The 25,547-nt window shown below is 65.4% G+C and carries 20 protein-coding genes and 3 pseudogenes; 6 read left to right on the plus strand and 17 right to left on the minus strand.

Annotated elements, in window-relative coordinates:
- Positions 1-32: 32 nt before the first annotated feature.
- The 5 genes and pseudogenes from ASG92_RS02415 to ASG92_RS02435 form a co-directional block, all read right to left on the minus strand.
- Positions 33-431: pseudogene (locus ASG92_RS02415) on the minus strand (cytochrome c oxidase subunit 4); the annotation flags it as partial.
- A pseudogene (gene ctaD / locus ASG92_RS02420) lies at positions 428-2,148 on the minus strand (cytochrome c oxidase subunit I). The pseudogenes ctaD and ASG92_RS02415, both read right to left, overlap by 4 nt.
- 10 nt (positions 2,149-2,158) lie before the next feature.
- Positions 2,159-3,031 carry a cytochrome c oxidase subunit II gene (gene coxB, locus ASG92_RS02425; RefSeq protein WP_056623989.1) on the minus strand — a complete coding sequence of 291 codons (873 nt, stop codon included), beginning with the start codon at positions 3,029-3,031 and terminating at the stop codon, positions 2,159-2,161.
- Between the two features lie 186 nt (positions 3,032-3,217).
- On the minus strand, positions 3,218-3,607 hold the full coding sequence (locus tag ASG92_RS02430) for an iron-sulfur cluster assembly accessory protein (RefSeq protein ID WP_056623992.1): 390 nt from the start codon (positions 3,605-3,607) through the stop codon (positions 3,218-3,220).
- Positions 3,608-3,824: 217 nt separating this feature from the next.
- Positions 3,825-5,255, minus strand: a complete 1,431-nt coding sequence (locus ASG92_RS02435) for a dipeptidase (RefSeq protein ID WP_056623994.1) — start codon at positions 5,253-5,255, stop codon at positions 3,825-3,827.
- A 130-nt stretch (positions 5,256-5,385) separates the two neighbouring features.
- On the opposite strand from ASG92_RS02435, the gene ASG92_RS02440 reads away from it, so the two are divergent.
- Positions 5,386-5,985, plus strand: coding sequence for a DUF3043 domain-containing protein (locus ASG92_RS02440; RefSeq protein WP_056623997.1), 600 nt, complete (start codon positions 5,386-5,388; stop codon positions 5,983-5,985).
- A 142-nt stretch (positions 5,986-6,127) separates the two neighbouring features.
- Here the strand turns inward: ASG92_RS02440 and ASG92_RS02445 are convergent, their stop codons facing one another.
- Positions 6,128-7,201: a quinone-dependent dihydroorotate dehydrogenase gene (locus ASG92_RS02445; RefSeq protein ID WP_056623998.1), complete on the minus strand. Its 1,074-nt coding sequence runs from the start codon at positions 7,199-7,201 to the stop codon at positions 6,128-6,130.
- Between the two features lie 130 nt (positions 7,202-7,331).
- Between ASG92_RS02445 and ASG92_RS02450 the strand changes: the two genes are divergently transcribed.
- Positions 7,332-8,336 carry an alpha/beta hydrolase gene (locus tag ASG92_RS02450; RefSeq protein WP_056623999.1) on the plus strand — a complete coding sequence of 335 codons (1,005 nt, stop codon included), beginning with the start codon at positions 7,332-7,334 and terminating at the stop codon, positions 8,334-8,336.
- 43 nt (positions 8,337-8,379) lie between these two features.
- Here ASG92_RS02450 and ASG92_RS02455 read toward each other — a convergent pair whose 3' ends face one another.
- The 3 genes from ASG92_RS02455 to leuA all read right to left on the minus strand — a co-directional run bounded on the left by ASG92_RS02455 (position 8,380) and on the right by leuA (position 11,811).
- Positions 8,380-9,222 carry an isoprenyl transferase gene (locus tag ASG92_RS02455; RefSeq protein WP_056624002.1) on the minus strand — a complete coding sequence of 281 codons (843 nt, stop codon included), beginning with the start codon at positions 9,220-9,222 and terminating at the stop codon, positions 8,380-8,382.
- 2 nt (positions 9,223-9,224) lie between these two features.
- Entirely contained in the window at positions 9,225-9,980 is a 756-nt protein-coding gene (recO, locus tag ASG92_RS02460; RefSeq protein WP_056624005.1) for a DNA repair protein RecO, read from the minus strand.
- Between the two features lie 91 nt (positions 9,981-10,071).
- On the minus strand, positions 10,072-11,811 hold the full coding sequence (gene leuA / locus ASG92_RS02465; protein ID WP_056624008.1) for a 2-isopropylmalate synthase: 1,740 nt from the start codon (positions 11,809-11,811) through the stop codon (positions 10,072-10,074).
- Between the two features lie 254 nt (positions 11,812-12,065).
- Here leuA and ASG92_RS02470 point away from each other — a divergent pair, with 254 nt between their 5' ends.
- Entirely contained in the window at positions 12,066-14,018 is a 1,953-nt protein-coding gene (locus ASG92_RS02470; RefSeq protein WP_056624334.1) for a M13-type metalloendopeptidase, read from the plus strand.
- A gap of 57 nt (positions 14,019-14,075) precedes the next feature.
- On the opposite strand, the gene ASG92_RS02475 is transcribed toward ASG92_RS02470, so the two are convergent.
- The 5 genes and pseudogenes from ASG92_RS02475 to ASG92_RS02495 all read right to left on the minus strand — a co-directional run bounded on the left by ASG92_RS02475 (position 14,076) and on the right by ASG92_RS02495 (position 19,596).
- Complete coding sequence (locus ASG92_RS02475) at positions 14,076-15,650, minus strand: LCP family protein (RefSeq protein ID WP_200951865.1); 1,575 nt, start codon at positions 15,648-15,650, stop codon at positions 14,076-14,078.
- Positions 15,651-15,768: 118 nt separating this feature from the next.
- Positions 15,769-16,728 carry a GTPase Era gene (era, locus tag ASG92_RS02480; protein WP_056624011.1) on the minus strand — a complete coding sequence of 320 codons (960 nt, stop codon included), beginning with the start codon at positions 16,726-16,728 and terminating at the stop codon, positions 15,769-15,771.
- Positions 16,712-18,055, minus strand: coding sequence for a hemolysin family protein (locus ASG92_RS02485; RefSeq protein ID WP_056624014.1), 1,344 nt, complete (start codon positions 18,053-18,055; stop codon positions 16,712-16,714). Before ASG92_RS02485 ends, era begins: the two co-directional genes overlap by 17 nt.
- Positions 18,052-18,525, minus strand: a complete 474-nt coding sequence (gene ybeY / locus ASG92_RS02490) for an rRNA maturation RNase YbeY (protein WP_056624017.1) — start codon at positions 18,523-18,525, stop codon at positions 18,052-18,054. The genes ASG92_RS02485 and ybeY overlap by 4 nt, the downstream gene beginning before the upstream one ends.
- A pseudogene (locus ASG92_RS02495) lies at positions 18,522-19,596 on the minus strand (PhoH family protein). Before ASG92_RS02495 ends, ybeY begins: the two are co-directional and overlap by 4 nt.
- Positions 19,597-19,970: 374 nt before the next feature.
- Here ASG92_RS02495 and ASG92_RS02500 point away from each other — a divergent pair.
- Positions 19,971-20,885 carry a GerMN domain-containing protein gene (locus ASG92_RS02500; RefSeq protein WP_056624019.1) on the plus strand — a complete coding sequence of 305 codons (915 nt, stop codon included), beginning with the start codon at positions 19,971-19,973 and terminating at the stop codon, positions 20,883-20,885.
- A 28-nt stretch (positions 20,886-20,913) separates the two neighbouring features.
- Here the strand turns inward: ASG92_RS02500 and ASG92_RS02505 are convergent, their stop codons facing one another.
- Genes ASG92_RS02505 through hrcA form a run of 3 tightly spaced genes read right to left on the minus strand, consistent with a single transcriptional unit; the run spans position 20,914 to position 23,886 of the window.
- The gene (locus ASG92_RS02505; RefSeq protein ID WP_056624022.1) at positions 20,914-21,687 is read right to left on the minus strand and encodes a 16S rRNA (uracil(1498)-N(3))-methyltransferase; all 774 of its coding nucleotides are present in this window, start codon (positions 21,685-21,687) and stop codon (positions 20,914-20,916) included.
- A 2-nt stretch (positions 21,688-21,689) separates the two neighbouring features.
- A complete protein-coding gene (gene dnaJ, locus ASG92_RS02510; protein WP_056624024.1) occupies positions 21,690-22,814 on the minus strand; it encodes a molecular chaperone DnaJ in 1,125 nt (374 codons plus the stop codon).
- Between the two features lie 58 nt (positions 22,815-22,872).
- A complete protein-coding gene (hrcA, locus tag ASG92_RS02515) occupies positions 22,873-23,886 on the minus strand; it encodes a heat-inducible transcriptional repressor HrcA (RefSeq protein WP_056624027.1) in 1,014 nt (337 codons plus the stop codon).
- Positions 23,887-24,099: 213 nt separating this feature from the next.
- Between hrcA and ASG92_RS02520 the strand changes: the two genes are divergently transcribed.
- Both ASG92_RS02520 and ASG92_RS02525 read left to right on the plus strand, forming a co-directional pair.
- The gene (locus ASG92_RS02520; RefSeq protein WP_056624034.1) at positions 24,100-24,954 is read left to right on the plus strand and encodes a DUF3097 domain-containing protein; all 855 of its coding nucleotides are present in this window, start codon (positions 24,100-24,102) and stop codon (positions 24,952-24,954) included.
- Between the two features lie 163 nt (positions 24,955-25,117).
- Entirely contained in the window at positions 25,118-25,534 is a 417-nt protein-coding gene (locus tag ASG92_RS02525; RefSeq protein WP_056624037.1) for a DUF4870 domain-containing protein, read from the plus strand.
- The last annotated feature ends 13 nt before the right edge of the window (positions 25,535-25,547 follow it).

Here is a 25,547-nt window from a genome sequence, read left to right on the forward strand (position 1 = left end):
ACAAGAACAACGACGGCGGGCCCCACCAAATGGTGGGGCCCATCTCCGCGGCTGTACTCGTAGACCCAGCCGATGAGGGCCACAAGGGCCATGCCAGCTGCGATGAAGACGAGCCAGAAGCCCATCGCAAGACCGAGGAAGCCGGTTGCACAGGACAGGCCCAGCACCAGCGGCCACCAGCTCCAAGGGCTGAAGTGGCCCTGCTCGCCGGCGCCCTCGTGGATCTCAGCGTCGTTACGGTCCTCGGGACGCATGCCGACACGCTTGCCGGTGAATCCGAGGTAGGCGCCGATCATTCCGGCCAGGCCGCCCACGAGGAGGATGCCCAGGATGCCGACCCACTCATTCCAGTGGGTCAGGAAGCCGTAAATCATTGAGACAGGGACGAAGAAGAAGACTCCTGCTCCAAAAATCCATGATTCGATCTTCACTGCGCGGTGTCCTTCTGATCGGCGTTGCCGAGCACAGCTGCTGCCGGTGCCGGTGACTCAACGGTGTGTGACTGTGACAGCTCGGGGTGGTGCAGGTCCAGGGCAGGACGCTCCGAGCGGATGCGGGGCAGGGACGTGAAGTTGTGGCGCGGCGGCGGGCAGGAGGTTGCCCATTCCAGCGATGCACCGAAGCCCCAGGGATCGTCCACCTGGACCTTTTCCGTACTCCGCGAGGTGATGTACACGTTCCAGAAGAACGGGATCAGCGACGCACCGAGAACGAACGAGGAGATGGTGGAGAACTGGTTCATCCAGGTGAAGTTGTCCTCCACCAGATAGTCCGCGTAGCGGCGGGGCATGCCTTCAACGCCGAGCCAGTGCTGGATCAGGAAGGTGCCGTGGAAGCCCAGGAACAGGAGCCAGAAGTGGATCTTGCCGAGGCGCTCGTTGAGCATCTTGCCCGTCCACTTCGGCCACCAGAAGTAGAAGCCGGCGAACATCGCGAACACCACGGTGCCGAACACCACGTAGTGGAAGTGCGCCACCACGAAGTAGGAGTCGGAGACGTGGAAGTCCAGCGGCGGGGAGGCCAGGATGATGCCGGTCAGGCCGCCGAAGAGGAACGTGATGAGGAAGCCGATGCTCCACAGCATGGGAGTCTCGAACGTGATTGAACCGCGCCACATGGTGCCGATCCAGTTGAAGAACTTCACACCCGTGGGTACCGCGATGAGCATGGTCATGAACGAGAAGAACGGCAGCAGCACCGAGCCGGTGACGTACATGTGATGCGCCCACACGGTCACGGACAGTGCGGCGATCGCGATGGTGGCGTACACCAGGCCCTTGTAGCCGAAGATCGGCTTGCGGCTGAAGACCGGGAAGATCTCCGAGACGATGCCGAAGAACGGCAGCGCGATGATGTAGACCTCGGGGTGGCCGAAGAACCAGAACAGGTGCTGCCAGAGCCGCCGTTTTCCGGATCGAAGATGTGGGCGCCGAAGCGGCGGTCGGCTCCGAGGGCGAACAGCGCGGCGGCCAGCGGCGGGAAGGCCATCAGCACGAGGATCGCCGTCACCAGCGTGTTCCAGGTGAAGATCGGCATGCGCCACATGGTCATGCCGGGGGCGCGCATGCAGATGATGGTGGTGATGAAGTTGACCGCGCCCAGGATGGTGCCGAAGCCGGAGAGCGCCAGGCCGAAGACCCACAGGTCACCGCCGATGCCCGGGCTGAACGTGGTGTTGGACAGCGGTGCGTAGGCGAACCAGCCGAACGACGCCGCACCCTGCGGGGTGATGAAGCCGGACACCGCGATGGTCGAACCGAACAGGAAGAACCAGAACGCCAGGGCATTCAGCCGCGGGAAGGCGACGTCAGGCGCACCGATCTGCAGGGGCATGATGACGTTCGCGAACCCTGCGAACAGCGGGGTGGCGAACATCAGCAGCATGACCGTGCCGTGCATGGTGAACAGCTGGTTGTACTGTTCCTTGGTCTGCAGGATCTGCATGCCGGGTTCGAACAGCTCGGCGCGGATGAGCAGGGCCATCACACCGCCGAAGCAGAAGAAGATAAACGACGCGATCAGGTACATGTACCCGATGGTCTTGTGGTCGGTGGAGGTGATCCAGTTGACGACAACGCGTCCCTTGGACTTAGGAACTACGGGAGCATCAAGGGTCCCGACAGGTGCGGATGGTGTGTAAGTAGCCACGTCGCTCCCCTTACTTTGTTTCGTTCAGGTTCGGGTTGCGGTCGTACTCTTCGCCGAGCAGGCCCGTGTTGCCGTCCTGGCGCAGCTGGGTCAGGTGAGCCTGGAATTCGGACTCGGACACCACCTTCACGCGGAACAGCATTTCGGAGTGGTATTCACCGCAGAGTTCGGCGCACTTGCCGTCGTAGGTTCCCTCTTTGGTGGGCGTGAGCCGGATGTAGTTGGTCTTGCCCGGGATCATGTCCCGCTTCTGCAAGAAGGCGGGAACCCAGAAGGAGTGGATGACGTCGCGGGAGTTCAGTTCAAGATCAACCGACTTGTTGACGGGCAGGTAAAGCGTGGGCAGCTTCTCCTTGTCCACTTCCTTGCCGGTCAGGTGCGCCTGGACACCGGCTTCGTGGACGTCCCCGGTAACGACGTCGCCCTGCTTGTAGTTGAAGTCCCAGGCCCACTGCTTGCCGCGGACGTCAACAACGACGTCGGCGGGCTTGGAGCGGTCATCGATGGCCTGCTGGTCACGGTCGGTGAAGTAGAAGAACACCAGCACCATGAAGAGCGGGATGGTCAGGTAGAAGACCTCGAGGGGAAGGTTGAAGCTGGTCTGCCGCGGGAAGCCCACGGTTCCTTTGCGGCGCCGGTAGGCGACGATGCACCAGACGATGAGTCCCCAGGTGATGATGCCCACCACGAGGGCGGCAATCCATGAGTTGACCCAGAGGTCCATGATGCGGTCAGTGTGATTGGTGGTGCCACGCTCGGTGGGCAGCCACCCCTTCGTTACCTCTGGCGAACATCCAGTCAAAACCAACGCGCCGGCAATTGCCAAGCCAGAGATCGAGGTGATCGTTTTGCGTCGGCTGCCGGTTCGGTTCTGCGAACTCACAGACGGCCCTTCCTACTTGTTGCTGTTGCCAAGGAGGCATGAAGCTTCCCGGGCACACTAAAAGTTTTACTACTCGGTGTAGAGCTTACCGTCCCCCGCGGGATTTCGCCCACATGTCTGAACAGTGTGGCGGCGTCGGTTGTCACCGACGCCGCCACAACGGTTTAGGAAGGGCAGAAGTGCCCGTTAGTGGAAAGAATCACCGCAGGCGCAAGATCCGCCGGCATTGGGATTGTCGATGGTGAAGCCCTGCTTGGAGATGGTGTCTTCAAAGTCGATGCTGGCCCCGCTGAGGTAGGGCACGCTCATCTTGTCGACGACGACCTCGACACCGTCGTAGTCGCGAACAGCGTCTCCGTCAAGGAGTCGCTCGTCGAAGTAGAGCTGGTAAATCAGGCCCGAGCAGCCGCCCGGCTGCACGGCAACGCGGAGACGCAGGTCTGTGCGGCCTTCCTGCTCAAGGAGGCTGCGGACCTTTCCTGCTGCAACGTCGGTCAGCTGAACCTCGTGGCTCGCCAGTTCGTCACTGGCCGTACCGGTGGGTTCGGTGCTGTTTTCATTGGTCGTAGTGCTCATTGGCCTACCTTCTAACGACGGTCCTGGCGGCCCCGCTTGCACGGTGCCTGCCCCTACGGAAACGGTATGGGCTATAGCTACATGCTACGTCGATCACGCCTGTAGCTCTAACTACAGACGTAACCGAGGCCTTCCCGGACTTGTTCCCGGGACGGTTACGGCGGCCGCCCCGGGGACTGCGGCAAGCTCCGCGGTTTCGCCGCCAGGACCTGATCCGTCAGCGCATGTCCTCGGCGTTGAGGCGGGCCAGCAGGAGCGCTTCGGCCAGAACCGCGTTCCGGAAGTCGTCGAGGTGCAAGGATTCGTTGGCGGAGTGCGCCCGTGAATCCGGGTCCTCAACTCCCGTCACGAGGATCTGGACAGCCGGATACATGTCTGTCAGGTCGGAAATGAACGGGATGGAACCGCCTATGCCCATTTCCACGGCCGGCACTCCCCATGCTTCCCCGAGTGCCCAGAGCGCGAATCCCGCGGCAGCGGAGCTGGTATCCGTCTGGAACGCGTTGCCGCTCTCCCCGGGCGTGAAGACCACTTTCGCCCCGAACGGCGCGTTGCGCTCGACATGCCTGCGGACGGCCTCCATGGCCTCGGCCGGGACCTGACCGGGGGCCAGACGCAGGCTGAACTTGGCGCGGGCCCTGGGGAGCAGCGTGTTGGAGGCGACATCCACGGCCGGCGCGTCGAATCCGATGATGGACAGCGCGGGCTTGGTCCACAGGCGCGACGCAATGGTTCCGCTCCCGGCGAGCTGCACGCCGTCGAGCACCGACGCGTCGGCACGGTATTCCGCTTCGGTGAGATCGACTTCAACGTCGTCGCGGCTGACCAGCCCGGCCACCGCTACATTGCCTTCGGCATCGTGCAGGGTGGCGATAAGCCGTGACAACAGTGTGGGCGCATCCAGCACGGGTCCGCCGAACATTCCGGAGTGCACGGCGTGATCCAGTACCTGGACCTCGACGGTTCCGTCGATCAGCCCGCGGAGGCTGGTGGTGAGCGCCGGAACGCCCACCTTCCAGTTGCTGGAGTCGGCCACCACAATGACGTCTGCACGGAGCAGCTCGCGGTGGGTTTCAAGGAATGTCCGGAATGTCGGCGAGCCGGCTTCTTCCTCTCCCTCGAAGAACAGCGTGACGCCGAGCCCGAACTCGTCGCCGAGCACCTGCGTCACTGCCCCGTAGGCCGCGATGTGGGCCATGATCCCGGCTTTGTCGTCCGCGGCGCCGCGGCCGTATAGCCGGCCGTCACGTTCGACGGCGGTAAATGGCTCGGAATCCCACAGGGCCTGGTCCCCCGCCGGCTGGACATCATGGTGTGCGTACAGCAGGATGGTCGGCTTGCCTTCCGCAGCTTTCCGGCGGGCCACAACGGCCGGCCCCCCGGGTGTGCCGTCTTCCTTATCGCACCGAAGGATACGGACGTCGGCAATGCCGGCGCTCCGGACGAGGGCGGCGACAGCCTCAGCGCTGCGGTCCAGCGGCGCGGGATCGAAACTCGGCCACGCTATGCCTGGAATACTGACCAGGTTCTTCAACTGGGCAACCGTGGAATCAAAGGATGCACTTACGGCGCTCCGCAGGGCGTCGGTGTCGACGCCGGCCACTGAACCACCGATCTCTTGCGGGGTCGCCGCTGGTGATGAAGTCATGGCCCAAACACTACCTGTGTCACACACCACAACAAACCGCGGTTCCGGGCCACCCGGCGCGGGTCCGAAGCACGTGCTGCCTGCCCGCCGGCATGACGGGCGGCTGCGTCCTGCAAGGTATTCTGTTGTCGTGTTCGGACGTAAAAAGGAAGCGCCAGCGGCGCAGGACGTAGTAGACCAGCAGGCAGCCCAGGCAGCGGCCCAGAGTGAAGCTTTGGGCAAGGGCGCACCCACGCCCAAGCGCAAGGCCCAGGAGGCCGCCCGCAAGCGCCCCCTTGTGCCCGAGGACCGCAAGGCCTCCAAGGCGGCAGAGCGTGCTGCCATCGCGGACCAGCGCCTCAAGATGCGCCAGGCCATGGATACGGGCGACGAGAAATTCCTGCCGATCCGTGACAAGGGACCCCAGAAGCGCTTTGCCCGCGACTATGTGGATGCCCGCTTCAGCCTGGGCGAGTACCTCATGTTCGGCGCCTTGGTGTTCGTGATCATCTCGCTGGTGGTCCCGTCCACGAGCGAGCAGATGATCTACGTCCTGGGCGGATTCTGGGTCATGTTCCTGGCCGTCTTCGCTGACGTGTTCATCCTCTCGCGCAAACTCCGCAAGCGACTCGCTGCAAAGTTCGGCGAAGTGGAGCGCGGCACTGTCTGGTACGGCTCGATGCGCTCCCTGCAGTTCCGGAAGCTCCGCCTGCCCAAGCCCCTGGTCAAGCGCGGGCAGTACCCGTCCTGATCATCCCGTTTCTCCAGGCTGTCCCGTTCTAAGGGCAGTCCAGGACTCTCCAGAGTGCAGCAGCCCCCGGCGGTAGTACCGCCGGGGGCTGCTGCGTTCAAGGCTGCTGCACCTTCAGGACAGTTGCACCTTCAGGACAGGGCTAGGCGCCGCGGCGGCTCTTCGCCAGCTGCCTGTTGATGCGGGCCGCCCAAAACGGCCCTTCGTACAGGAACGCGGTGTATCCCTGAACCAGGGTGGCGCCGGCGTCCAGCCTGTCCTGGACATCCTCGGAAGTCTCCACTCCGCCCACGGAGATCAGGGTCAGCCTGCCCCCGGTTGCCGCTTTCAGCCGGCGCAGTACCTCCAGGGAGCGGCCCTTCAAGGGAGCGCCGCTCAGCCCGCCCGCACCGCAGGTCTCGACCTTTTCCGCGGATGACGAGAGCCCGGCACGTCCGATGGTCGTGTTAGTGGCGATGATGCCGTCCAGGCCCAGGTCCAGCGCGAGCCGCGCAACGTCGTCGATGTCTTCGTCGCTCAGGTCCGGCGCAATCTTGACCAGCAGCGGAACGTGGCGTCCCGCCGACTTGTCGGCCTCCTCCCCCACGGCCTTGAGCAGCGGCCGCAGCGTTTCCACATTCTGCAGGAGCCGAAGCCCCGGCGTGTTCGGCGAACTGACGTTCACCACGAGATAGTCCGCTGCCGGGGCCAGGCTGCGGGCGCTGATGAGGTAGTCCTCCACAGCGTCTTCAAGCTCCACCACCTTGCTCTTGCCGATGTTCACGCCGATCACGGGGCGGACCTTGGGGTGCCGGCGCTGGAGGGCAGCACGGGCGGACTTGAGCCGGGGCGCGACGGCCGAGGCGCCGTCGTTGTTGAATCCCATCCGGTTGATGACTGCGCGGTCCTCGATGAGCCTGAACAGCCGCGGCTTCTCGTTGCCCGGCTGGGCGCGGCCCGTGATGGTGCCTACCTCGACGTGGCCGAACCCAAGTTCAGTCAACGCCTCGATGCCGTGGCCCTCTTTGTCAAAGCCGGCCGCGAGCCCGAACGGCGACAGGAACGTCATGCCGAGGGCACTGGTCTGCAGCGACGCCGGCGGGGCGGTAAACCGTTCCAGCAGGCGGCCTGCGCCGGTGGTGTGGGCCAGCCGGATGCCCTTGAACCCGATTTTGTGGGCGCGTTCGGCGTCCATCCATGAAAAGGCCAGCCTGAAGAATGTGGGATATACGCGCATGCCTCTAGTTTTCCGTCTCAGGCGGTGCAGACCAAACCCGGACCGACACAAGCGCCCGGCTACACAGCACACCGGCGTGCGCTGCCGTGCGTGCGGCCACGGCGGGGCTGCAAAAGTCTAGGCTGGTGCCATGGAGTGGCAGAGTGACATCCTTGGCGCGGACTTCGAGTCCTGCGCCTTCGATGCCACGGGCAGCGACGGTGTCACGCGCACCGCAACCCTGGTCCGTTTCGTCCCGCGTAAGGACGGAAACCCCTCCCCGCCGGCCGGCCGGCGCCGTGCCGCGATGTTCTTGCACGGCTGGAGCGACTACTTCTTCAACACTGAGCTGGCACGTTTCTGGGACAGGCAGGGCTTCGAATTCTTTGCCCTGGACATGCACAACCACGGCCGCAGCCTTCAGCCCGATACCCACGGCGGTTATGTTGCGGACCTCGAAAACTACGACGCCGAAATCGGCACCGCAATCGAAATGATTTCCGCGTCCGGCCCGCAAGCGCCGCTGTCGCTTGCCCTGATGGGCCACTCCACCGGAGGCCTGGTGGCGGCCTTGTGGGTGAGCCGGCATCCCGGAGTCGCGTCCCAGCTGGTCCTGAATAGCCCGTGGCTGGAAATGCATGGCAGCACGCTGGTCCGCCGTGCCGCCTGGGCCATGGTGGAACCCCTCGCCCGGCTGCGTCCCGAGGCAGTGCTTAGGCTGCCGGAGCGCGGCTTCTATTGGCGGAGCATCAGCAGCTCGGCCGAGGGCGAATGGAGCCTGGACGATAATTACCGGCCGCCCATGGCGTTTCCGGTCCGCGCAGCCTGGCTCAGCGCGGTTCTCGCCGGCCACGCCAAGGTCGCGCGGGGCCTCGGCATCGACATCCCCATCCTCGTCATGATTTCCGGGGCAAGCGAGAACGGTCTGGTCTGGAATGAGGCGATGCGCAGCACCGATGCCGTGCTGGACGTCAATGTCATCGCCACGCGGGCCCTGTCCCTCGGCCGGAGTGTGTCCGTGGAGCGCATTGACGGCGCCCTTCATGACGTGTTCCTGTCCCGCGCCGAGGTCCGGGCAGACGCGTACCGGCGGCTGGCCAGGTGGATCCACGGGTACGCGGCCGCCGACGGAGATTTCGATGGGGAACTCCCGTAACGCGGACTGCAGGACTGGCGGCCCTACAGGACGAAGGAACGCTCTACCCGGTCCTGGTTGCGTCCGCCGGTTTTGGCGCCGCGTCCACCGCGCCACCGTAGCGGCGGTCCCGCTGAGCGTACACAAGCACGGCATCCCAGAGGGTGCGGCGGTCGACGTCGGGCCACAGGGTGTCCATGAAAACGAACTCGGCGTACGCCGACTGCCACAGCATGAAGTTGGAAAGGCGCTGTTCGCCTGAACTGCGCAGGAACAGGTCGACGTCGGGAAGGTCCGGTTCGTCGAGATACTTCTGGATGGTTTTCTCCGTGATTGAGCCGGGCTTGAGCCGGCCGGCAGCCACCTCCTGCGCAATGGCGGACACTGCATCCGCTATTTCCGCACGGCCGCCGTAATTAACACACATGGTTAACGTGCACGTGCTATTTCCGGCGGTGTACTCCTCGGCCTCCTCCAGCTCACGGATGACCGAGCCCCACAGCTTCGGCCGGCGGCCCGACCACCGGATCCGGACGCCCCACTCGTCCAACTGGTTCCGCTGCCGGCGCAGCACATCCTTGTTAAATCCCATCAGGAAGCGGACTTCCTCGGGAGAACGCCGCCAGTTCTCCGTGGAAAACGCGTAGACGGTGACGTACTTGATGCCCAGCTCAATGGCCCCGGCGACGACGTCAAGCAGGGCCGGCTCTCCGGCCTTATGCCCCTCGATGCGGGGCAGGCCGCGCTGGTTGGCCCAGCGGCCGTTTCCGTCCATCACGATGGCCACGTGCTGTGGCACGAACTCCGCCGGAATGGAGGGCGGGAGGGCTCCCGAAGAATGGGGATAGGGGTGCACCACCGGATCGGTCCGGCGCCGTGCGGGGCTGGTCTTCTTTCCCAAGGACACTGTTAGGTACGCTCCACATGTTTGAGGGATTTCAGGACACGCTCAAGATGCCACTGCAGATAACTGGCCACGAGGCCGGCCGCTTCCCGCCGGTGGAGCGGCAGCGAGGAATCCGCCGTCGTCCAGTCGCCGGTGAGCAGCGCGCCCAGCAGAGTAACGGTTTCCGCGGCGGGGGCCGGCGAGCCGGGCGGGCGGCAGTCTCCGCAGACCATGCCGCCCAGCGGTGCGGAGAACGCCGTGTGCGGTCCGGCCGCGCCGCACCGCGCACAACCGGTGAAGCTGGGTGCCCAGCCGCCGGTGGACAGGGCGCGCAGCAGGTAGGAGTCCAGGATCAGTTCCGGAGTGTGGTCCCCCCGGCTCAGGGACGCGAGGGCGCCGACAAGCAGGTTGTACTGTGCTGTTCCGGCTTCGCCGTCAACGTCGGTCAGCTTTTCGGCGGTCTCGGTCATGGCGGCGGCCGCCGTGTACCTGCCGTAATCGGCGGCGATGTTCCCGCCGTAGGCGCCCTTGGCCACCGCCTGGGTGACAATGTCCAGCGATTTTCCGGAGATGAGCTGCAAGTCCGCCACCATGAACGGCTCCAGCCGGGCACCGAAACGGCTGCTCGTGCGCCGGACGCCCTTGGCCACCGCCCTGACCTGACCGTGATGCTTGGTCAGCAAAGTGATGATGCGGTCTGCCTCCCCCAGCTTGTGGGTGCGCAGTACCACGGCGTCATCGCGGTAGGCGCGGGAGGCAAAGGAGGATGGTTGGGCCACGGTTAATCTTCGCACTGCCTTTCGGGAAACGCTGCCTTTCGGGAAACAGAACTGCGCCGCCGGATGACCCGGCGGCGCAGTTCCTGACAGCCTAGGCGCGGGCGTCCCGGATGGCCCGGTTTACCGCCGAGATGACGGCCTTGAGCGAGGACGTGCTGGTGTTGGCGTCGATCCCGACGCCCCACAGCACGCGTTCCCCCACGGCGCATTCGACATAGGCCGCGGCGAGGGCGCTGCCGCCCTCGGACAGGGCATGTTCGCTGTAGTCCAGCACGCGGACGTCGACGCCGTCTTCGCGCAGGATGCTCAGCAGGGCGGCGATCGGGCCGTTGCCGGTGCCCGTGCGGTGGACCGGGGTGCCGTCGATCTTGAGCGCTGCGTGCAGCGACATGGAACCGTCCTCGTCGGTCTCGGTGCTGAACGAGCCCAGGGCGTAGCGTCCCCACTGCGCGTCGGCCGTGCCGGAAGGCAGGTATTCATCCTGGAAGACCTGCCACAGCTGGGCGCCGCTGATTTCGCCGCCGACGGTGTCGGTCTGCTTCTGGATGACGCCCGAGAATTCGATCTGGGCGCGCCGCGGCAGGTCCAGGTTGTGCTCGCTCTTCAGCAGGTAGGCGACGCCGCCCTTGCCCGACTGGGAGTTCACCCGGATGACGGCCTCGTAGCTGCGGCCGAGGTCCTTCGGGTCGACCGGCAGGTACGGGACCTGCCAGGTGAAGTCGGCAATGTCCTTGCCGGCGGCGGCGGCGTCCTTCTCCAGGGCTTCCAGGCCCTTCTTGATGGCGTCCTGGTGCGAGCCGGAGAAGGCGGTGAAGACGAGGTCTCCGCCGTACGGTGCGCGCTCGGCCACGGGCAGCTGGTTGCAGTACTCGACCGTGCGGCGGACCTCATCGATGTCAGAGAAGTCGATCATCGGGTCGATGCCCTGCACGAACATGTTCAGGCCCAGGGTCACCAGGTCCACGTTGCCGGTCCGTTCGCCGTTGCCGAACAGGCAGCCTTCGATCCGGTCCGCGCCGGCCAGGTAGCCCAGTTCCGCGGCTGCGACGCCGGTGCCGCGGTCGTTGTGCGGGTGCAGGGACAGGATGATGCCCTCGCGCGGGTGCAGGTTGCGGCTCATCCACTCGATGGAGTCGGCGTAGACGTTGGGGGTGGCCATTTCCACCGTGGCGGGCAGGTTGATGATGACCTGGCTGTCGGCGGAGGCCTCAAACACGTCCGCGATGGCGTTACAGACGCGGACGGCGTACTCCAGCTCGGTCCCCGTGAAGGATTCCGGCGAGTACTCGTAGGTGATGTGCGTGTCCTGCAGGGTCTCTTCGTATTTCTTGCACAGCCGTGCGCCCTGGAGGGCGATGTCCAGGATGCCGTCCTCGTCCTGGTTGAAGACGACCCTGCGCTGCAGGACCGACGTCGAGTTGTACAGGTGCACGATTGCCTGCTTGGCGCCGACCAGGGACTCATAGGTCCGCTCGATCAGGTGCTCGCGGGCCTGGGTCAGGACCTGGATGGTGACGTCGTCCGGGATGTGGTTGCCCTCGATCAGCTGCCGGACGAAGTCGAAGTCCGTCTGCGAGGCGGAAGGGAACCCGACTTCGATTTCCTTGTAGCCCATCCGGACCAGCAGCTGGAACATCTTCAGCTTGCGGGCGGGGCTCATCGGGTCGATCAGGGCCTGGTTGCCGTCGCGCAGGTCCACGGCGCACCAGCGCGGGGCCTTGGTGATGACCTTGTCCGGCCAGGTGCGGTCCGGCAGCTCAACCGTGATCTGGTCCTGGAACGGGACGTAGCGGTGGACCGGCATTCCTGAGGGCTTCTGTGCGTTTCGCATTACTATCGTGGCCTTTTCTGTGATTCCTGAGTGAAAGGGTGGCCGGGCAACACAAACTCCGCAGCGAGGGTGGGCCTTGCGCTAGATCGCGTCTGAGGCCTCGCCGCGGCAGCTAAGAAGAAGGAGCTCTGCACGCACCATTTCACAGTAACACGGGTGCGTAAGATGAAGGAGCAACACCTCCAGCAACGTCCACCATGCAGACGCTGCACCGGTGCCAGTGCCGGCAGCAGCCCGTCATCGAAGGAGCCTCTGTGCCTAATTCGGGGATCGCCCTGTCAAACATCGACCACGGCGTCAGGCCGCAAGACGACCTGTACAAGCATGTGAACGGGGCCTGGCTCACGAGCACGACGATTCCGGACGACCGCCCGCTGGAAGGAACCTTCACCGCCCTTCGCGACGGCGCGGAGCTGGCGGTGAAGGAAATCATCGAGGAAGCGGCAGGCAAGGGTGTCGACGCCAGCGGGATTGAGCGCAAGATCGGCGATCTCTACAACAGCTTCATGGACGAGGCCGCCGTCGAGGCCGAGGGAATGGACCCGATCCGCGGACGGCTGGCCGACGTATTTGCCACGGCCACGGTTGGCGAGCTGCTTGCGCTGGCCGGCAGGCTGTTCCGCGCGGACGTGTCCGGCCTGTTCTACATTTACCCTGCCCCGGACGCAGGCAACCCGGAGCGCGTCCTGCTCTACACCGGCCAGGGCGGGCTGGGGCTCCCGGACGAGTCGTATTACCGCGAGGAAAAATTCGCCCCGCTGGTGCAGTCCTACCGCGAATACGTCGGCACCATGTTCGGCCTGGCCGGCGTACCGGACCCGGAAGGCGCCGCCGCCCGCGTGGTGGCCTTGGAAACGGCACTCGCCTCGCACCACTGGGACAATGTCACGCTTCGTGATCCGCAGAAGACGTACAACCTGAAGTCCGCGGGCGAGGCCAGTGAACTCTTTCCCCTGCTGGACACCTGGTTTGACGCCGCCGAGATCGTTCCGGAAAAGCGGCAGGAGATCGTGGTCAGCACCCCCGACTTCTTCGCCGGCGCCGCTGCACTGCTGGTCTCGGAATCCCTGCCTGTCTGGCAGGAATGGCTGGCGCTGCGGGTCATCAACTCGGCGGCCCCGTACCTATCCTCGGCCTTCGTGGACGCCAACTTCGCGTTCTACGGCACCACCATCAGCGGCACCCCGCGGAACAAGGACCGCTGGAAGCGCGGAGTCGCCGTCGTCGAAGCGGCCCTCGGCGAGGCGGTCGGCCAGATCTACGTGGACCGGCACTTCCCGGAGGGCCACAAGGCCCGTATGCAGACCCTCGTCGGCAACCTGATCGAGGCGTACCGGGAAAGCATCACCGATCTCAGGTGGATGGGCGAGGACACCAAGGCCGAGGCGCTCAGGAAGCTGGGGGCGTTCCGCGCAAAGATCGGCTTCCCGGACGAGTGGATTGACTACTCGGCAGTGGTGATCGACCCCGCTGATCTGCTGGGGAACGTCGAACGGGCCCACAACGCCGACGTCGACCGCCACCTTGACGAGGTGGGCAAGCCCGTCGACCACAACAAATGGCTCATGACGCCGCAGACGGTCAACGCGTACTACCACCCGATGCTCAACGAAATCGTCTTCCCGGCCGCCATCCTCCAGCCGCCGTTCTTCACAGCAGACGCTGACGACGCCGTCAATTACGGCGGAATCGGAGCGGTCATCGGCCACGAAATCGGCCACGGCTTCGATGACCAGGGCTCGCAGTTCGACGGCACGGGAGAGCTCCGCAACTGGTGGACCGAGGACGACCGCAACGCCTTTGAGGCGCTGACCAGCCGGCTCGTGGCCCAATTTGAGGTCCTGTCCCCGTACGCGGCCCCGGGGCACAACGTCAACGGAAAACTCACCCTCGGTGAAAACATCGGCGACCTGGGCGGCCTCACCATCGCCCACAAGGCCTACCGGCTGAGCCTCAACGGGGAGGAACCGCCGGTCCTCGACGGCCTGACCGGCGAGCAGCGGTTCTTCGCGTCCTGGGCGGCGGGCTGGCGCCAGGTCATCCGGACCGAGGAGGCCGTCCGGCGGCTCGCCACGGACCCCCACTCCCCCAACGAGTTCCGCACCAACGCGATCGCCAGGAACCTGGATTCCTTCCACGCCGCCTTCGGCGTCGCGGAGCAAGACGGAATGTGGATGGCGCCGGAGGAGCGCGTCAGCATCTGGTGACACCAGCGAAATGCCGGGCCAACCCGCGGGTTGGCCCGGCATTTTCCGTTGGGCAGGCTACGGCTGGACGATCAGCTCGGGGTTGGCCTGCTGGCACACGGTGTCCCCGGCGGTCTGGTTCACGATGTCCTTCGGCACGGTCGCCTTGCCGAATTTGGTTCCGGACGTAAAGTCGGCACCGAGGTACACCTGCACGCCTGAGACGCCGGCTGACGGCGCGATCTGGCCGGCCGGGATGCCAAGCAGCGCGGCGACATCCGCCGCCACATCCGCGAATTCGGGTCCGTAGTAGACGAAGGTCTTCGCTGCGGGCTCGGCTTCCAGCGGCGCGACCTGGGTGAATCCGCCCGCGATCACCGCTTCCGCGATCTCCTGCGTCCTCGTGGGGACACCCGTCCCGTTGGCGACAGTGACCGGCTGCAGCGTCTTGTCATACGGGGCCGCAGGCGTGGTCGGCTTTGGTGTGGCCGACGGCGTGGCACTCGCCGTCGGTTTGGCCGACGGCGATGGCGCCGCCTTCCCCTCCGGGTCAGTGAGGTCGACGTCATCCTTCAGGGCCGCAAAAAGCTGGGACGCGGCAGGCTGCGCGGCCTCCAGCCGGTTCGGGTCGCTGGCAGCAGGCGTCGTGGGGACGGCAACAAAGGCCACCTTCCCCACGTCGATCGTCTTAAGCCGGTTTCCGATGGTGATCATCGCGGGAACGGACGCCAGTCCTTCATCGACCGTGAGGTTCTGGGTCACGACGTCGGCAATGGTGAGCATCTTCGCCGGATCGGACAGGGTCCCGTCGTCCTTGATCTTCCGTGTCAGGGAGGACAGGAACCCCTGCTGGGCTTTGATGCGGCCAAGGTCACCGCCGTCGGCGAACGCGTGGCGCGTGCGCAGGTAGGCCAGGGCCTGCTCCCCCTTCACCGGGGACGTGCCCTTGGGCAGCCGGAGACGGGAGTCGGGATCGTAGACGGCGTCGCTGATGCAGACCTCGACGCCGCCGACAGCGTTGGACAGCTCCTTGACGGCGTTGAAGTCGGCCATCATGAAGTGGTCCACCTGCAGCCCTGTCAGCTTGTTGACGGTGTCCACGGCGCAGCCAATTCCGGCTTCGCCCATGGCTTCGTTGATCATGACGCCCGTGCGCGCCGGGTATTCCTTGCCCGTCTTTTGGTCCGTGCATTTGGGGATGTCCACCAGCAGGTCGCGGGGGAAGCTGATGACGCTGACGCGCTTGTTGTCCTCGGAGATGTCCATGAGCATCATGACGTCTGACTTGCCGTAGCCCGTCGAATCGTCGGTGGTGCCGTAGCCGGAGTTCTTGCCGTCACGGGTGTCGGAGCCGAGGATCAGGATCTGCATCCGGCCGGTGGCATCGTCGACGGTGTCCGCGCGGCCGTTTCCGGCGCCGAGTGCGGACGTGGAAATGTTTGACTGCAGCCGGAAGTACCAGTATCCGGCGAAGGCAAGTCCGCCCAGGAGGGCCACGGAGACGACGGCGGTAGTCACCTTCAGCCACAGCGGCATGTTGCGCACGTTCAAGTGCCGGGCAGCGCCCACGCGGGCATCTTCGGCATGCCGGGCAGCTGGCTCGGACCGGGGTGTGCCCGGCCCTTGTGCGCGGTTGTCGCGGCGTCGCAGCACAGGGTGTACCTTTCCTTAAAAAATGGGATCCGGGCTATTTTAGTCGCCCTGTCTGGGAATTTACCGAAAACGCGCCTGTTGCCCGGCGCGCCGGGCGCCGGGCAACAGACGCGTTGGGTCAGAATCCGAGCTTGACCAGCTGCTTGGGATCGCGCTGCCAGTCCTTGGCGACCTTCACGTGGAGGTCGAGGTAGATGCGCGTTCCCAGCAGGGCCTCGATGCCCTTGCGGGCGTTCGTGCCGACATCCCGCAGCCTGCTTCCGCCTTTGCCGATGATGATTGCCTTCTGGGACGGGCGCTCCACGTAGAGGTTCACGCGGACATCGAGGAGCTGGTTGTCTTCGGACCGCCCCTCGCGGGGAACGATCTCGTCGACGACGACCGCCAGGGAGTGGGGAAGTTCGTCCCGCACGCCCTCCAGCGCGGCCTCTCGGATGAGTTCCGCCACCATGACGGCTTCGGGCTCATCGGTCAGCTCACCGTCGGGGTAGAGCGGCGGCGACGGCGGCATGTGGCTGATCAGGACGTCCGCCACCGTGCCCACCTGGAACCCGTCGGTCGCTGACACGGGAACGATGTCCTTCCAGCCTTCCTCGCCCAGCACTTCCCGTCCCAGCGCAGCGACGGCCAGCAGCTGCTCGGTCAGCGCCTGGCGGTCCACGAGGTCGGCCTTTGTGACGATGGCGATGATCGGCTTGCGTCCCACGGCTGCGAGCTGTGCGGCAATGAACTTATCGCCGGGGCCGATCTTCTCGTTGGCCGGAAGGCAGAAACCGATGGCGTCCACTTCGGCAAGCGTATCGGCGACGAGGTCATTGAGCCGCTTGCCAAGCAGCGTGCGCGGCCGGTGCAGACCGGGCGTATCCACCAGGATCAGCTGGGCGTCGTCACGGTGCACGATCCCCCGGATGGTGTGCCGCGTGGTCTGCGGCTTCGCGGAGGTGATGGCAACTTTCTTGCCCACCAAGGCATTGGTCAGCGTGGACTTTCCGGCGTTCGGCCGGCCCACCAGAACGGAGAATCCGGCGTGGTATCCGCCGAAGGGTTCGCCGCCGTCGGCCTTATTCTGCTTGCTCACGTGGAACTCCCTGTTGCATTGATTCGGCCTCGTCGAAAAGGTCTTCAAGGTCAGTATTGTTTGGAACGGCGCCTTTTGGAACGGCTGCCGCAATGATGTGGCTGACGCGGTTTCGGCGGCCTTCAAGCCGCTCAGCCCGCAGCGTTACGCCGTCTACTTCCACGGTGCTGCCCACGATGGGTACGCGGCCCAGGGCCTTGGCCAGCAGGCCGCCGACTGTGTCCACTTCGTCGTCGTCGAGCTCGATGTCGAAAAGCTCCCCGAGGTCGTCGATGCTCATCCGGGCGCTGACGCGGTACGTTCCGTCGCCCAGTTCGATTGCTTCGGCACTCTCGGTGTCATACTCGTCCACGATCTCGCCGACGATCTCTTCGATCAGGTCTTCCAGCGTGACGAGCCCGGCGGTGCCGCCGTACTCGTCTATGACGATCGCCACGTGCGTGGATTCCTTTTGCAGCTCCCGCAGGAGGTCACTCACAGGCTTGGAGTCCGGCACATACCGCACCTCGCGGGCCAGCGCATCCACAACCGGCGGCTCTTCCTCAGGGCCCAGGTCGTGAAGGACGGCGGCCACGTCCTTGAGGTAGATAATCCCCAGGATCTGGTCCGTGTTCTCCCCGATGACGGGCATCCTGGAGTAGCCGGAGCGGAGGAACAGGGACATTGCGCGGTGCAGGCTGGAGCCGGCATCAATGGTCAGGATGTCGGTCCGCGGAACCATGACGGCCCTGACCAGGGTGTCGCCGAAATCGAACACGGACTGGATGAGCTCGGCTTCGTTGTCCTCGATCATGTCCGATTCCGTGGCCCGGTCCACGAGCTCCCGGAACTCCTCTTCACTGAAGAAGGACTCATCCCCGCCCGGCGAACCGGGGGCCACGGAACTGCCCAGCCTGACGAGCCAGCCCGGTATCGGCCCCAGGACCCAGGCCAGAAACCTGATGAGCGGAGCCGAAAACAGGACCACTGCCGCCGAGTGCGAGCGGCCCAGCTGCCGGGGTGAAACGCCAACGATCACGAAGCCGAGGACCGCCATGATTCCCGTCGCCGCGAGGCCGGCAAGCCACACATTGCCCAGGATGCTGTAGAGGAGAACAGCCACGGCCACTGCGGACGCGGTCTCGAACCAGATGCGCCAGAAGCGGAGCGCCCGCATATGCGTCATGGGCTGGTCCAGGATCCTGCGGAGCGCGGTGCCGCGGCTCTTCAGGAGCGCCTGTTCGGCGTCGTGCCGCGGAAGGAAGCTGAACGCGGCTTCAGCGGCCGTGAGCAGCGCTGCTGCGCCGAGGAACACCAGCGCCATGCAGACGAGGAGGAAGGAGGTCACTTCGTGGTCTCGGAGGGAGCTTCTTTGCCGGTGAACGCCGCGAGCAGCTCACGCTGCAGGCCGAACATTTCTGCCTTCTCTTCGGGTTCGGCATGGTCATAGCCGAGCAGGTGCAGGATTCCGTGCGTCGTCAGCAGCAGCATCTCGTCCTGCGTGGAATGACCGGCGTTGCGGGCCTGGACTTCGGCAACCTGGGGGCAGATCGCGATGTCGCCGAGCATCCCCTGCGGGGTGGGCTTGTCCGGGGTTCCGGGCGTCAGCTCATCCATCGGGACGGAGAGCACGTCAGTGGAGCCGGGCTCGTCCATGAGTTCGATGTGAAGCTTTTCCATGGCGGGTTCGTCCACCAGCAAAATGGACAACTCCGCCTGGGGATGAATGTACAGCTGTTCGAAGATGAACCGGGACAGCACCACCAGCTGGGCTTCGTCCACGAGGACGCCCGATTCGTTGTTTACTTCAATGCTCATGCGTGCTCTCCGCGCCTCTCCCGGGGAACGGAATGCTTGACCCGGTTTCGCTGTACTTCGTCCCAGATGCTGTATGCGTTGACGATGTCGCCGACCAGCCGGTGGCGCACCACGTCCGCGGAGTCCAGGAAGGAAAAGTTGACGTCGTCTATGCCCTGGAGGATCTCCTCCACAATGCGGAGCCCGGAGCGGGTTCCGAACGGAAGGTCCACCTGGGTGACGTCACCGGTGACCACCATCTTCGATCCGAAGCCTAGCCGGGTCAGGAACATCTTCATCTGTTCCGGCGTGGTGTTCTGTGCCTCGTCCAGGATGATGAAGGCGTCATTGAGCGTCCGGCCCCTCATGTACGCGAGGGGGGCCACCTCAATGGTTCCCGCCGCCATGAGCCGCGGAATGGACTCCGGGTAGCGCGTCATACAGCGGGCGGAGATAGGGGTCGATCTTGTCGCTGAGCGTGCCCGGCAGGAACCCGAGCCGCTCGCCCGCTTCAACCGCAGGGCGCGTGAGGATGATCCGGCTGACTTCCTTCTGCTGCAGGGCCTGCACGGCCTTTGCCATCGCCAGGTAGGTCTTGCCCGTGCCCGCCGGGCCGATCCCGAAGATCACCGTGTTGGCATCGATGGCATCCACGTAGTTCTTCTGGTTCAGCGTCTTGGGGCGGATGGTCCTGCCGCGGCTGGACAGAATGTCATGGGTCAGCACATCCACCGGGTTCTGCAGCGACTGGCTGCGGAGCAGCAGGACCAGCTGCTGCAGGACGGCCGGGGTGATCACCGTGCCGCGTGCCACCAGGCCCCGCACCTCGTGGAGCAGGCGCATGATGCGCGGTACATCGGCCGAGGGACCGCTGATGGAGAGTTCATTGCCGCGGACGTGGAAACTGACCGCCTGGAACTGATCCTCGATGAAGCGCAGGGCTTCGTCGTGGCTTCCGAGGGACTGGACCATCTGATCAGAGTTGTCGAAGATGACCACCTCCGTCCGGACACCGGGGAGAGTATGGGGGAATTCACCTGTAGTGCGGTCTCCGGTGTTGAGGCGGCGCTTTCCGTTTGCTGATTCAGTCATGGTGTCGGCCCGCAGGCCTCTTGTTCCCTCCAGTTCGAAAATACTCTTCAGAGTTCTTCCATCTTACGCCAGCGCCCGCCCGCGCTCACCGTTCCCGGCAGTCAACGAGGCGGCGGTTACATGACGGGTTCCCGCAATTAGGTATCAACTTTGTATCGGCCTCATATCGTTCCCGTTGCAGTTCGCCCGGCAGCCGATAAAGGCCCCCGCGGCCCGGGAGCCGTGTGTAATGCTGGAAATGAAGTCAGCGGGCAACGGTTCGGCCTGCCCGCAGCCACAGCCGCAAACACACCCAGCAGGCAACATGCTGCTGATACGAAGGGACCACAGACATCAGGCAGTCAGGAACTTCCAGCCGGAAGGTAGCTTCGCGGATGCGCTCCGCGGTGCTGCTTGGGCTGTTCCCTGCCGCTTTGCTGTTGTCCGGCTGCATCGCCGATCCGGACCCCGCCGTCACGTCCTCGAATGCTCCCTCGTCATCCCTGCGCGCCGCGGGCACCGACGGTGTTCCCACCACCAGCGCCCCGCTGGAGACCATGCAGTCCTCCAACAAGGCACCGGTCTACTGGATCGGACGGAGCAACAGCAACGTCTTCCTGTATCGGGAGTTCCGCGATGTTCCCGACGAGGAGAACCCGATCACCAGGGCCCTGCGGGCCATGATGTCCGAAACACCCCTCGATCCGGACTACTTCACGCCGTGGCAGAACCCCAAGAACCTCGCGACGTCGATTTCGGGCACCAACGTCATCACTGTGGATGTGTCCGCCGACGCCTTCAACAGCAATCTCGACGCCGACATGGCCCAGCGGGCGATCCAGCAGCTTGTCTACACCGCGACGGCGGCGGGCGCGAGTTCCGGCCTGATCGACGCCGGGCAGCAGATTGAAGTGGTGATCCTGGTCGACGGGCACACGGACTACCTGGCTTTCAAGCACATCAAGCTCGGCTCGCCCACGTCACGCAGCGCCGGGATGGTGGCGCCGGTGTGGATCATCGATCCCCAGCAGGGCGTGGAAGTCGCAGACGGCCGCGTTAAGATCACCGGGCGCAGCACCGTTCCCGGCGGCAAGCTGCACTGGCAGATCCTCAAGGTCCAGGAAAACGGCGACAAGCAACGCTACCTGGCCGGCGAAACCACCGCGGCAACCGAGCCGGGGGCCTCCGGAGCCTTCAACATGGCGGTCAATCTCGGACCGGGCAGCTACGAGATCCGGGTTTCCCAGATCGATCCTGCCCACGCCGACGAGGAACTGAACGTGGACTCACGGGGCTTCACCGTACGTTAGCCGTCAGTACGCTACCGGCGGGCGGCTGCTACCAGCGGGCCAGGACATCACTCGCGACGACGACGGCGGCCGGCCCCGCAGTGGAGGACCGCAGCACGTGCGGCCCTAGAAGGGCTGTCACCGCTCCCGCCCCGCACAGCCTGGTGACCTCCCTGGGGCTGATGCCGCCCTCGGGCCCGACGATCAGGAGAATCTCCCCGGGGCCGCCGTCCGCCGGCTGGCCGGCGTCACGCCACCCTTCCAGAACCCGGCGCAGCGGCTTGACGGCGTCCTCATGCAGGATTACCGCAAGGCTGGCAGCCGACACCGCGGCGGCAAGGCCCTGGGTATCGACGGCGGAGCGCACCTCCGGTATCCAGGCACGGCGCGCCTGCTTCGCCGCGGCCGTCACGGCGGACTGCCATTTGGCGTGGGCCTTCGCCGCACGATCACCCTTCCACCTGACGATGGAACGTTCAGACTGCCAGGGCACCACCGCATCGATGCCGAGCTCGGTCGATGTCTCGATCGCCAGTTCGTCACGGTCACCCTTGGCAAGGGCCTGCACGAGGACCAGGCGCACGTCCGGCCGCTCTTCAACAGTCACGGACGCACACTCAACCGTCAACGCCGCCGGCGCCACGCTCGACACCGTCCCGGTGAGCCTCTTGCCGGCTCCGTCGGCGATGTCAACGCTCTCCCCCACTGCCAGCCGCTTGACAGTGACGGCATGGCGCGCCTCCGCCCCGTCCAGCGTGAAATGCGAACCGGGTACCGCCTCGTCCAGCGCTCCGGCGGCGGTGAAAAATACGGGGTTGCTCACCGCTACAGGTTACCGAGGCGGTCCCGCAGCTTGGCGAAGACGCCTCCGCTGGCCGCTAGCTTGCCCTCGGAGAACTGCTCGCCCCGAAGCTTGGCAAGCTGCCGCAGGAGGTCTTCCTGCGCCGGATCGAGCTTCGACGGCGTCTCAACCTGCAGGTGCACCTTGAGGTCACCGCGGCCGTAGCCGCGCAGGTGCGTGACGCCGAGGCCGCGGAGGGTGATGATTTCGCCGGGCTGGGTGCCCGCCTTGACGTCGATCTCCTGTTTCCCGTCGAAAGTGTCCAGGCTCAGCTCGGTGCCAAGGGCCGCGGCCGTCATGGGGATGTTGAGGGTCGCATGGAGGTCGTCGCCGTCGCGGACGTACGTGGCGTCGTTGTTGACCCGGATCTCCACGTAGAGGTCGCCCGAGGGGCCGCCGGCCGGGCCGGCTTCGCCCTGCCCGGAGAGCTGGATCCGGGTGCCGGTGGCCACGCCTGCCGGAACCTTGATGGTCAGGGACCTGCGGCTGCGGATCCGGCCCTGGCCGTTGCACTCGTTGCAGGGATCCTTGATGACCGTTCCGAAGCCTTCGCACGAACCGCACGGGGCAGCGGTCATCACCTGTCCGAGGATGGACCGCACGGCGCGCTGGACCTGGCCGCTGCCGCCGCAAATGTCACAGCGTTCGGGGTGGCTGCCCTCGCGGCAGCATGAACCGTCGCAGGTGGGGCAGGTGACCGCGGTGTCCACCTCGATCTTCTTGTTGACGCCGAAGACGGCGTCGCGCAGGTCGATCCGGACGCTGATGAGGGCGTCCTGCCCCCTGCGGACCCGCGACGCCGGACCCGAGGTTCCCCCTGCGCCAAAGAAGGTGTCAAAAATGTCCTGGAACGCGAAGCCCTGCCCGGCGTAGCCGCCGCCGAAGCCGTTGTCAGTGCCGTTCTCGTTGCCCGTGGTGTCGTAGACGCGGCGTTTCTGCGGATCGGACAGCACTTCGTAGGCATGCGTGACGGCCTTAAACCGGTCCGAGGCATCTTCTCCGGGGTTGACGTCCGGGTGCAGAGTGCGGGCCAGCTTGCGGTAGGCCTTTTTGATCTCTTCTCCGGTGGCTTCCGGGGAGACTCCAAGAACGTCGTAGTGGCTGCTCAAAGTTCGTATCTCTTCCTCGTTGTACTGCCTGGGGTACGGGGACCGCCGGGCCGTGGCATCACGGTCCCAGGATCCTCGAAAGGTAGCGGGCCACCGCGCGTACGGCGGCCATGGTTGTGGGGTAGTCCATCCGGGTGGGGCCAAGGATGCCGACCTTGGCGCTGGCGTTGGGGCCGTAGCCTGTGGCCACCACCGAAGCCTCGGCGAGTCCGTCATAGGGATTCTCCCGGCCGATGCTGACGGCAACGCCCCGGGGGTCCTGTGCCATGTCGCTGAGGAGCCGGAGCATGACGACCTGCTCTTCGAGGGCCTCCAGAACGGGGCCGATGCTGAGCGGGAAGTCCACGTTGGACCGCGCGAGGTTGGCGGTGCCCGCCATGACCATCCGGTCCTCCCGGCTGCTGTGGGCGAGGGCTTCAAGCGCCCTGCTGAGGGCGACGGCGGCCGGGCGCTGGGCGGGGCCGCAGCCGGCCAACACTGCCGCGAGGTGCTGCGGGAGCATGATCAGGGGTGTGCCGGCGACGCCCGCGAGGAACCGCGCGCGCAGGTCGGACAGGGCGTCGTCCCCCAGTTCCTGGCCGGCATCGATGACCCGCTGCTCAACCTTGCCGCTGTCGGCGATAAGGACGATGAGGACCTTGCGGGGGGCCAGCAGCACAAATTCGATGTGGCGCACCACGGCACGGCTCAGGTGGGGGTACTGCACGACGGCGACCTGGTTGGTCAGCTGGGACAGGAGCCTGGCCGTCCGGTCAAGGACGTCGTCGAGGTCCTCGGATCCTTCCAGCAATGACTGGATGGCGCGGCGCTCCGCCGGGGAGAGCGGCTTGACGGCCGAAATCTGGTCCACGAAGAGCCGGTAGCCCTTGTCGGTGGGGATCCTTCCGGCGCTGGTGTGCGGGGCCATGATGAGGCCCTCATCCTCGAGCGCGGCCATGTCGTTGCGGATGGTGGCACTGGAAACGCCCAGATGGTGGCGTTCAACCAGGGCTTTTGATCCGACGGGTTCCCGGGAATGGACGTAGTCCTCGACAATGGCGCGCAGCACCTCGAGCTTGCGTGGTTCGCTCATGGTCCACCTCCGATCGACCGTTATTGGGTGTTTAGGACGGCGCCCGGCAACCCATTTTTTAGCACTCCACATGCCTAAGTGCTAACAAGTCTAATATGAGACGCCGCGTTGTTAGCATTGGTACCGCTCCGGGCGAAATTCCGGGCACCATTCGGCCCTGCAGCGGATACGTTGCGGGGGCGGCATCTTCCTAGTGCAAAGCGGTGTGAACGAATGCAGTACCAGACCTGGGGCCCGCAGGAGATCGCGGCGCCCGCAAAGAATGACTTGCCGGAAGTGCCAGTCGAGCGCGGGATGGTGCTTGAGGAGGTCCAGTCCGGCTGGGTGGGCGCGGTAACGCGAGTGGAGAAGTCCGGCGGGATGCACGTCGTGGCGCTCGAGGACCGCCGCGGGAAGTCGCGGTCATTCCGGCTTGGTTTCGGGTTCCTCCTCGAAGGCCGGCCGATCCGGCTGATGCCCCCTGCCCCATCCGGCAAACCGCAGGGATCCGGGACGGCGGCGCGGACGGCGTCGGGTTCCGTCCGGGTGGAGGGCCGGCGGGCCCAAGTGGCCAAGGCGAGCCGGATCTGGGTGGAGGGCAAGCACGACGCCGAACTCGTGGAAAAAGTCTGGGGTGACGACCTCCGGGTGGAGGGCATCGTCGTCGAGCCTCTTCACGGCATTGACGACCTGGCCGGGGCCGTGGCCGCTTTCCGTCCCGGACCGGGCCGGAGGCTGGGTGTCCTGGTTGACCACCTGGTTCCGGACTCCAAGGAGTCCAGGATCGCCGCCGCCGTCATGGCTTCTCCGGGCGCCGCCGGAAACGTGCTCATTGTGGGCCATCCGTACGTCGACGTCTGGCAGGCCATCAGGCCGTCCGTGCTCGGCATCGCACAGTGGCCCGTGGTGCCCCGCGGGACCGACTGGAAGACGGGCATCCTCGCAGCGTTCGGCTGGCCGCACTCCACGAAGGAAGACATCGGCCTCGGCTGGCAGAAACTGCTCGGCTCCGTGCGCACCTATGCCGACCTCGAGCCCGCCCTGCTGGGCAGGGTGGAAGAGGTCATCGACTTTCTCACGGTGCCGTAGGCGCAAACGCACAACGTGCCGCAGTTCGGTCGTCCATTCCGCGCACGACCCAGTATTCTTGGTACGGCGCCTCACGCGCTGCCGCCGTCCGGCCCCGCGGGCCGGCCGCGCCAGCACTGCGGGCACCGGCAATATCGCAACAACGCAAGTTTAAGGAAGACAAGTGGCAGAAGACGCTCGCGACCGCAGGGACACGCCCGGCCAGGACCTGCCCCAGTACCATGGCGTTCCCGCCAACGCGCTTCCGCTGACCGCCAGCGAGGACAGGCAGTGGGCCACACTGGCCCACTTCGGTGGCATCCTGGGCTGCGTTCCGGCGCTGCTGATCTACCTGATCTTCCGGGACCGCGGGCCGTTCACCGCGCAGGAATCCAAGGAAGCCCTCAACTTTTCGTTGCCGCCCACCATCGCGGCGCTCCTCGCGAACGTCCTGGTGCTGCTTCCCGTGGTGGGCAACATCTTCGCCGTGCTTGCGACCCTCATCTGGATCGCGCTGACGTGCTTCTCGGTGTCCGCGGGCATCCATGTGAACCGCGGCCAGCCGCACCGGTACCAGTACAACCTGCGCTGGATCAAGTAGCGCCGCTGGATCC

It is taken from the genome of Arthrobacter sp. Soil736 (genome assembly GCF_001428005.1).
In the GTDB taxonomy this organism is placed as follows: domain Bacteria; phylum Actinomycetota; class Actinomycetes; order Actinomycetales; family Micrococcaceae; genus Arthrobacter.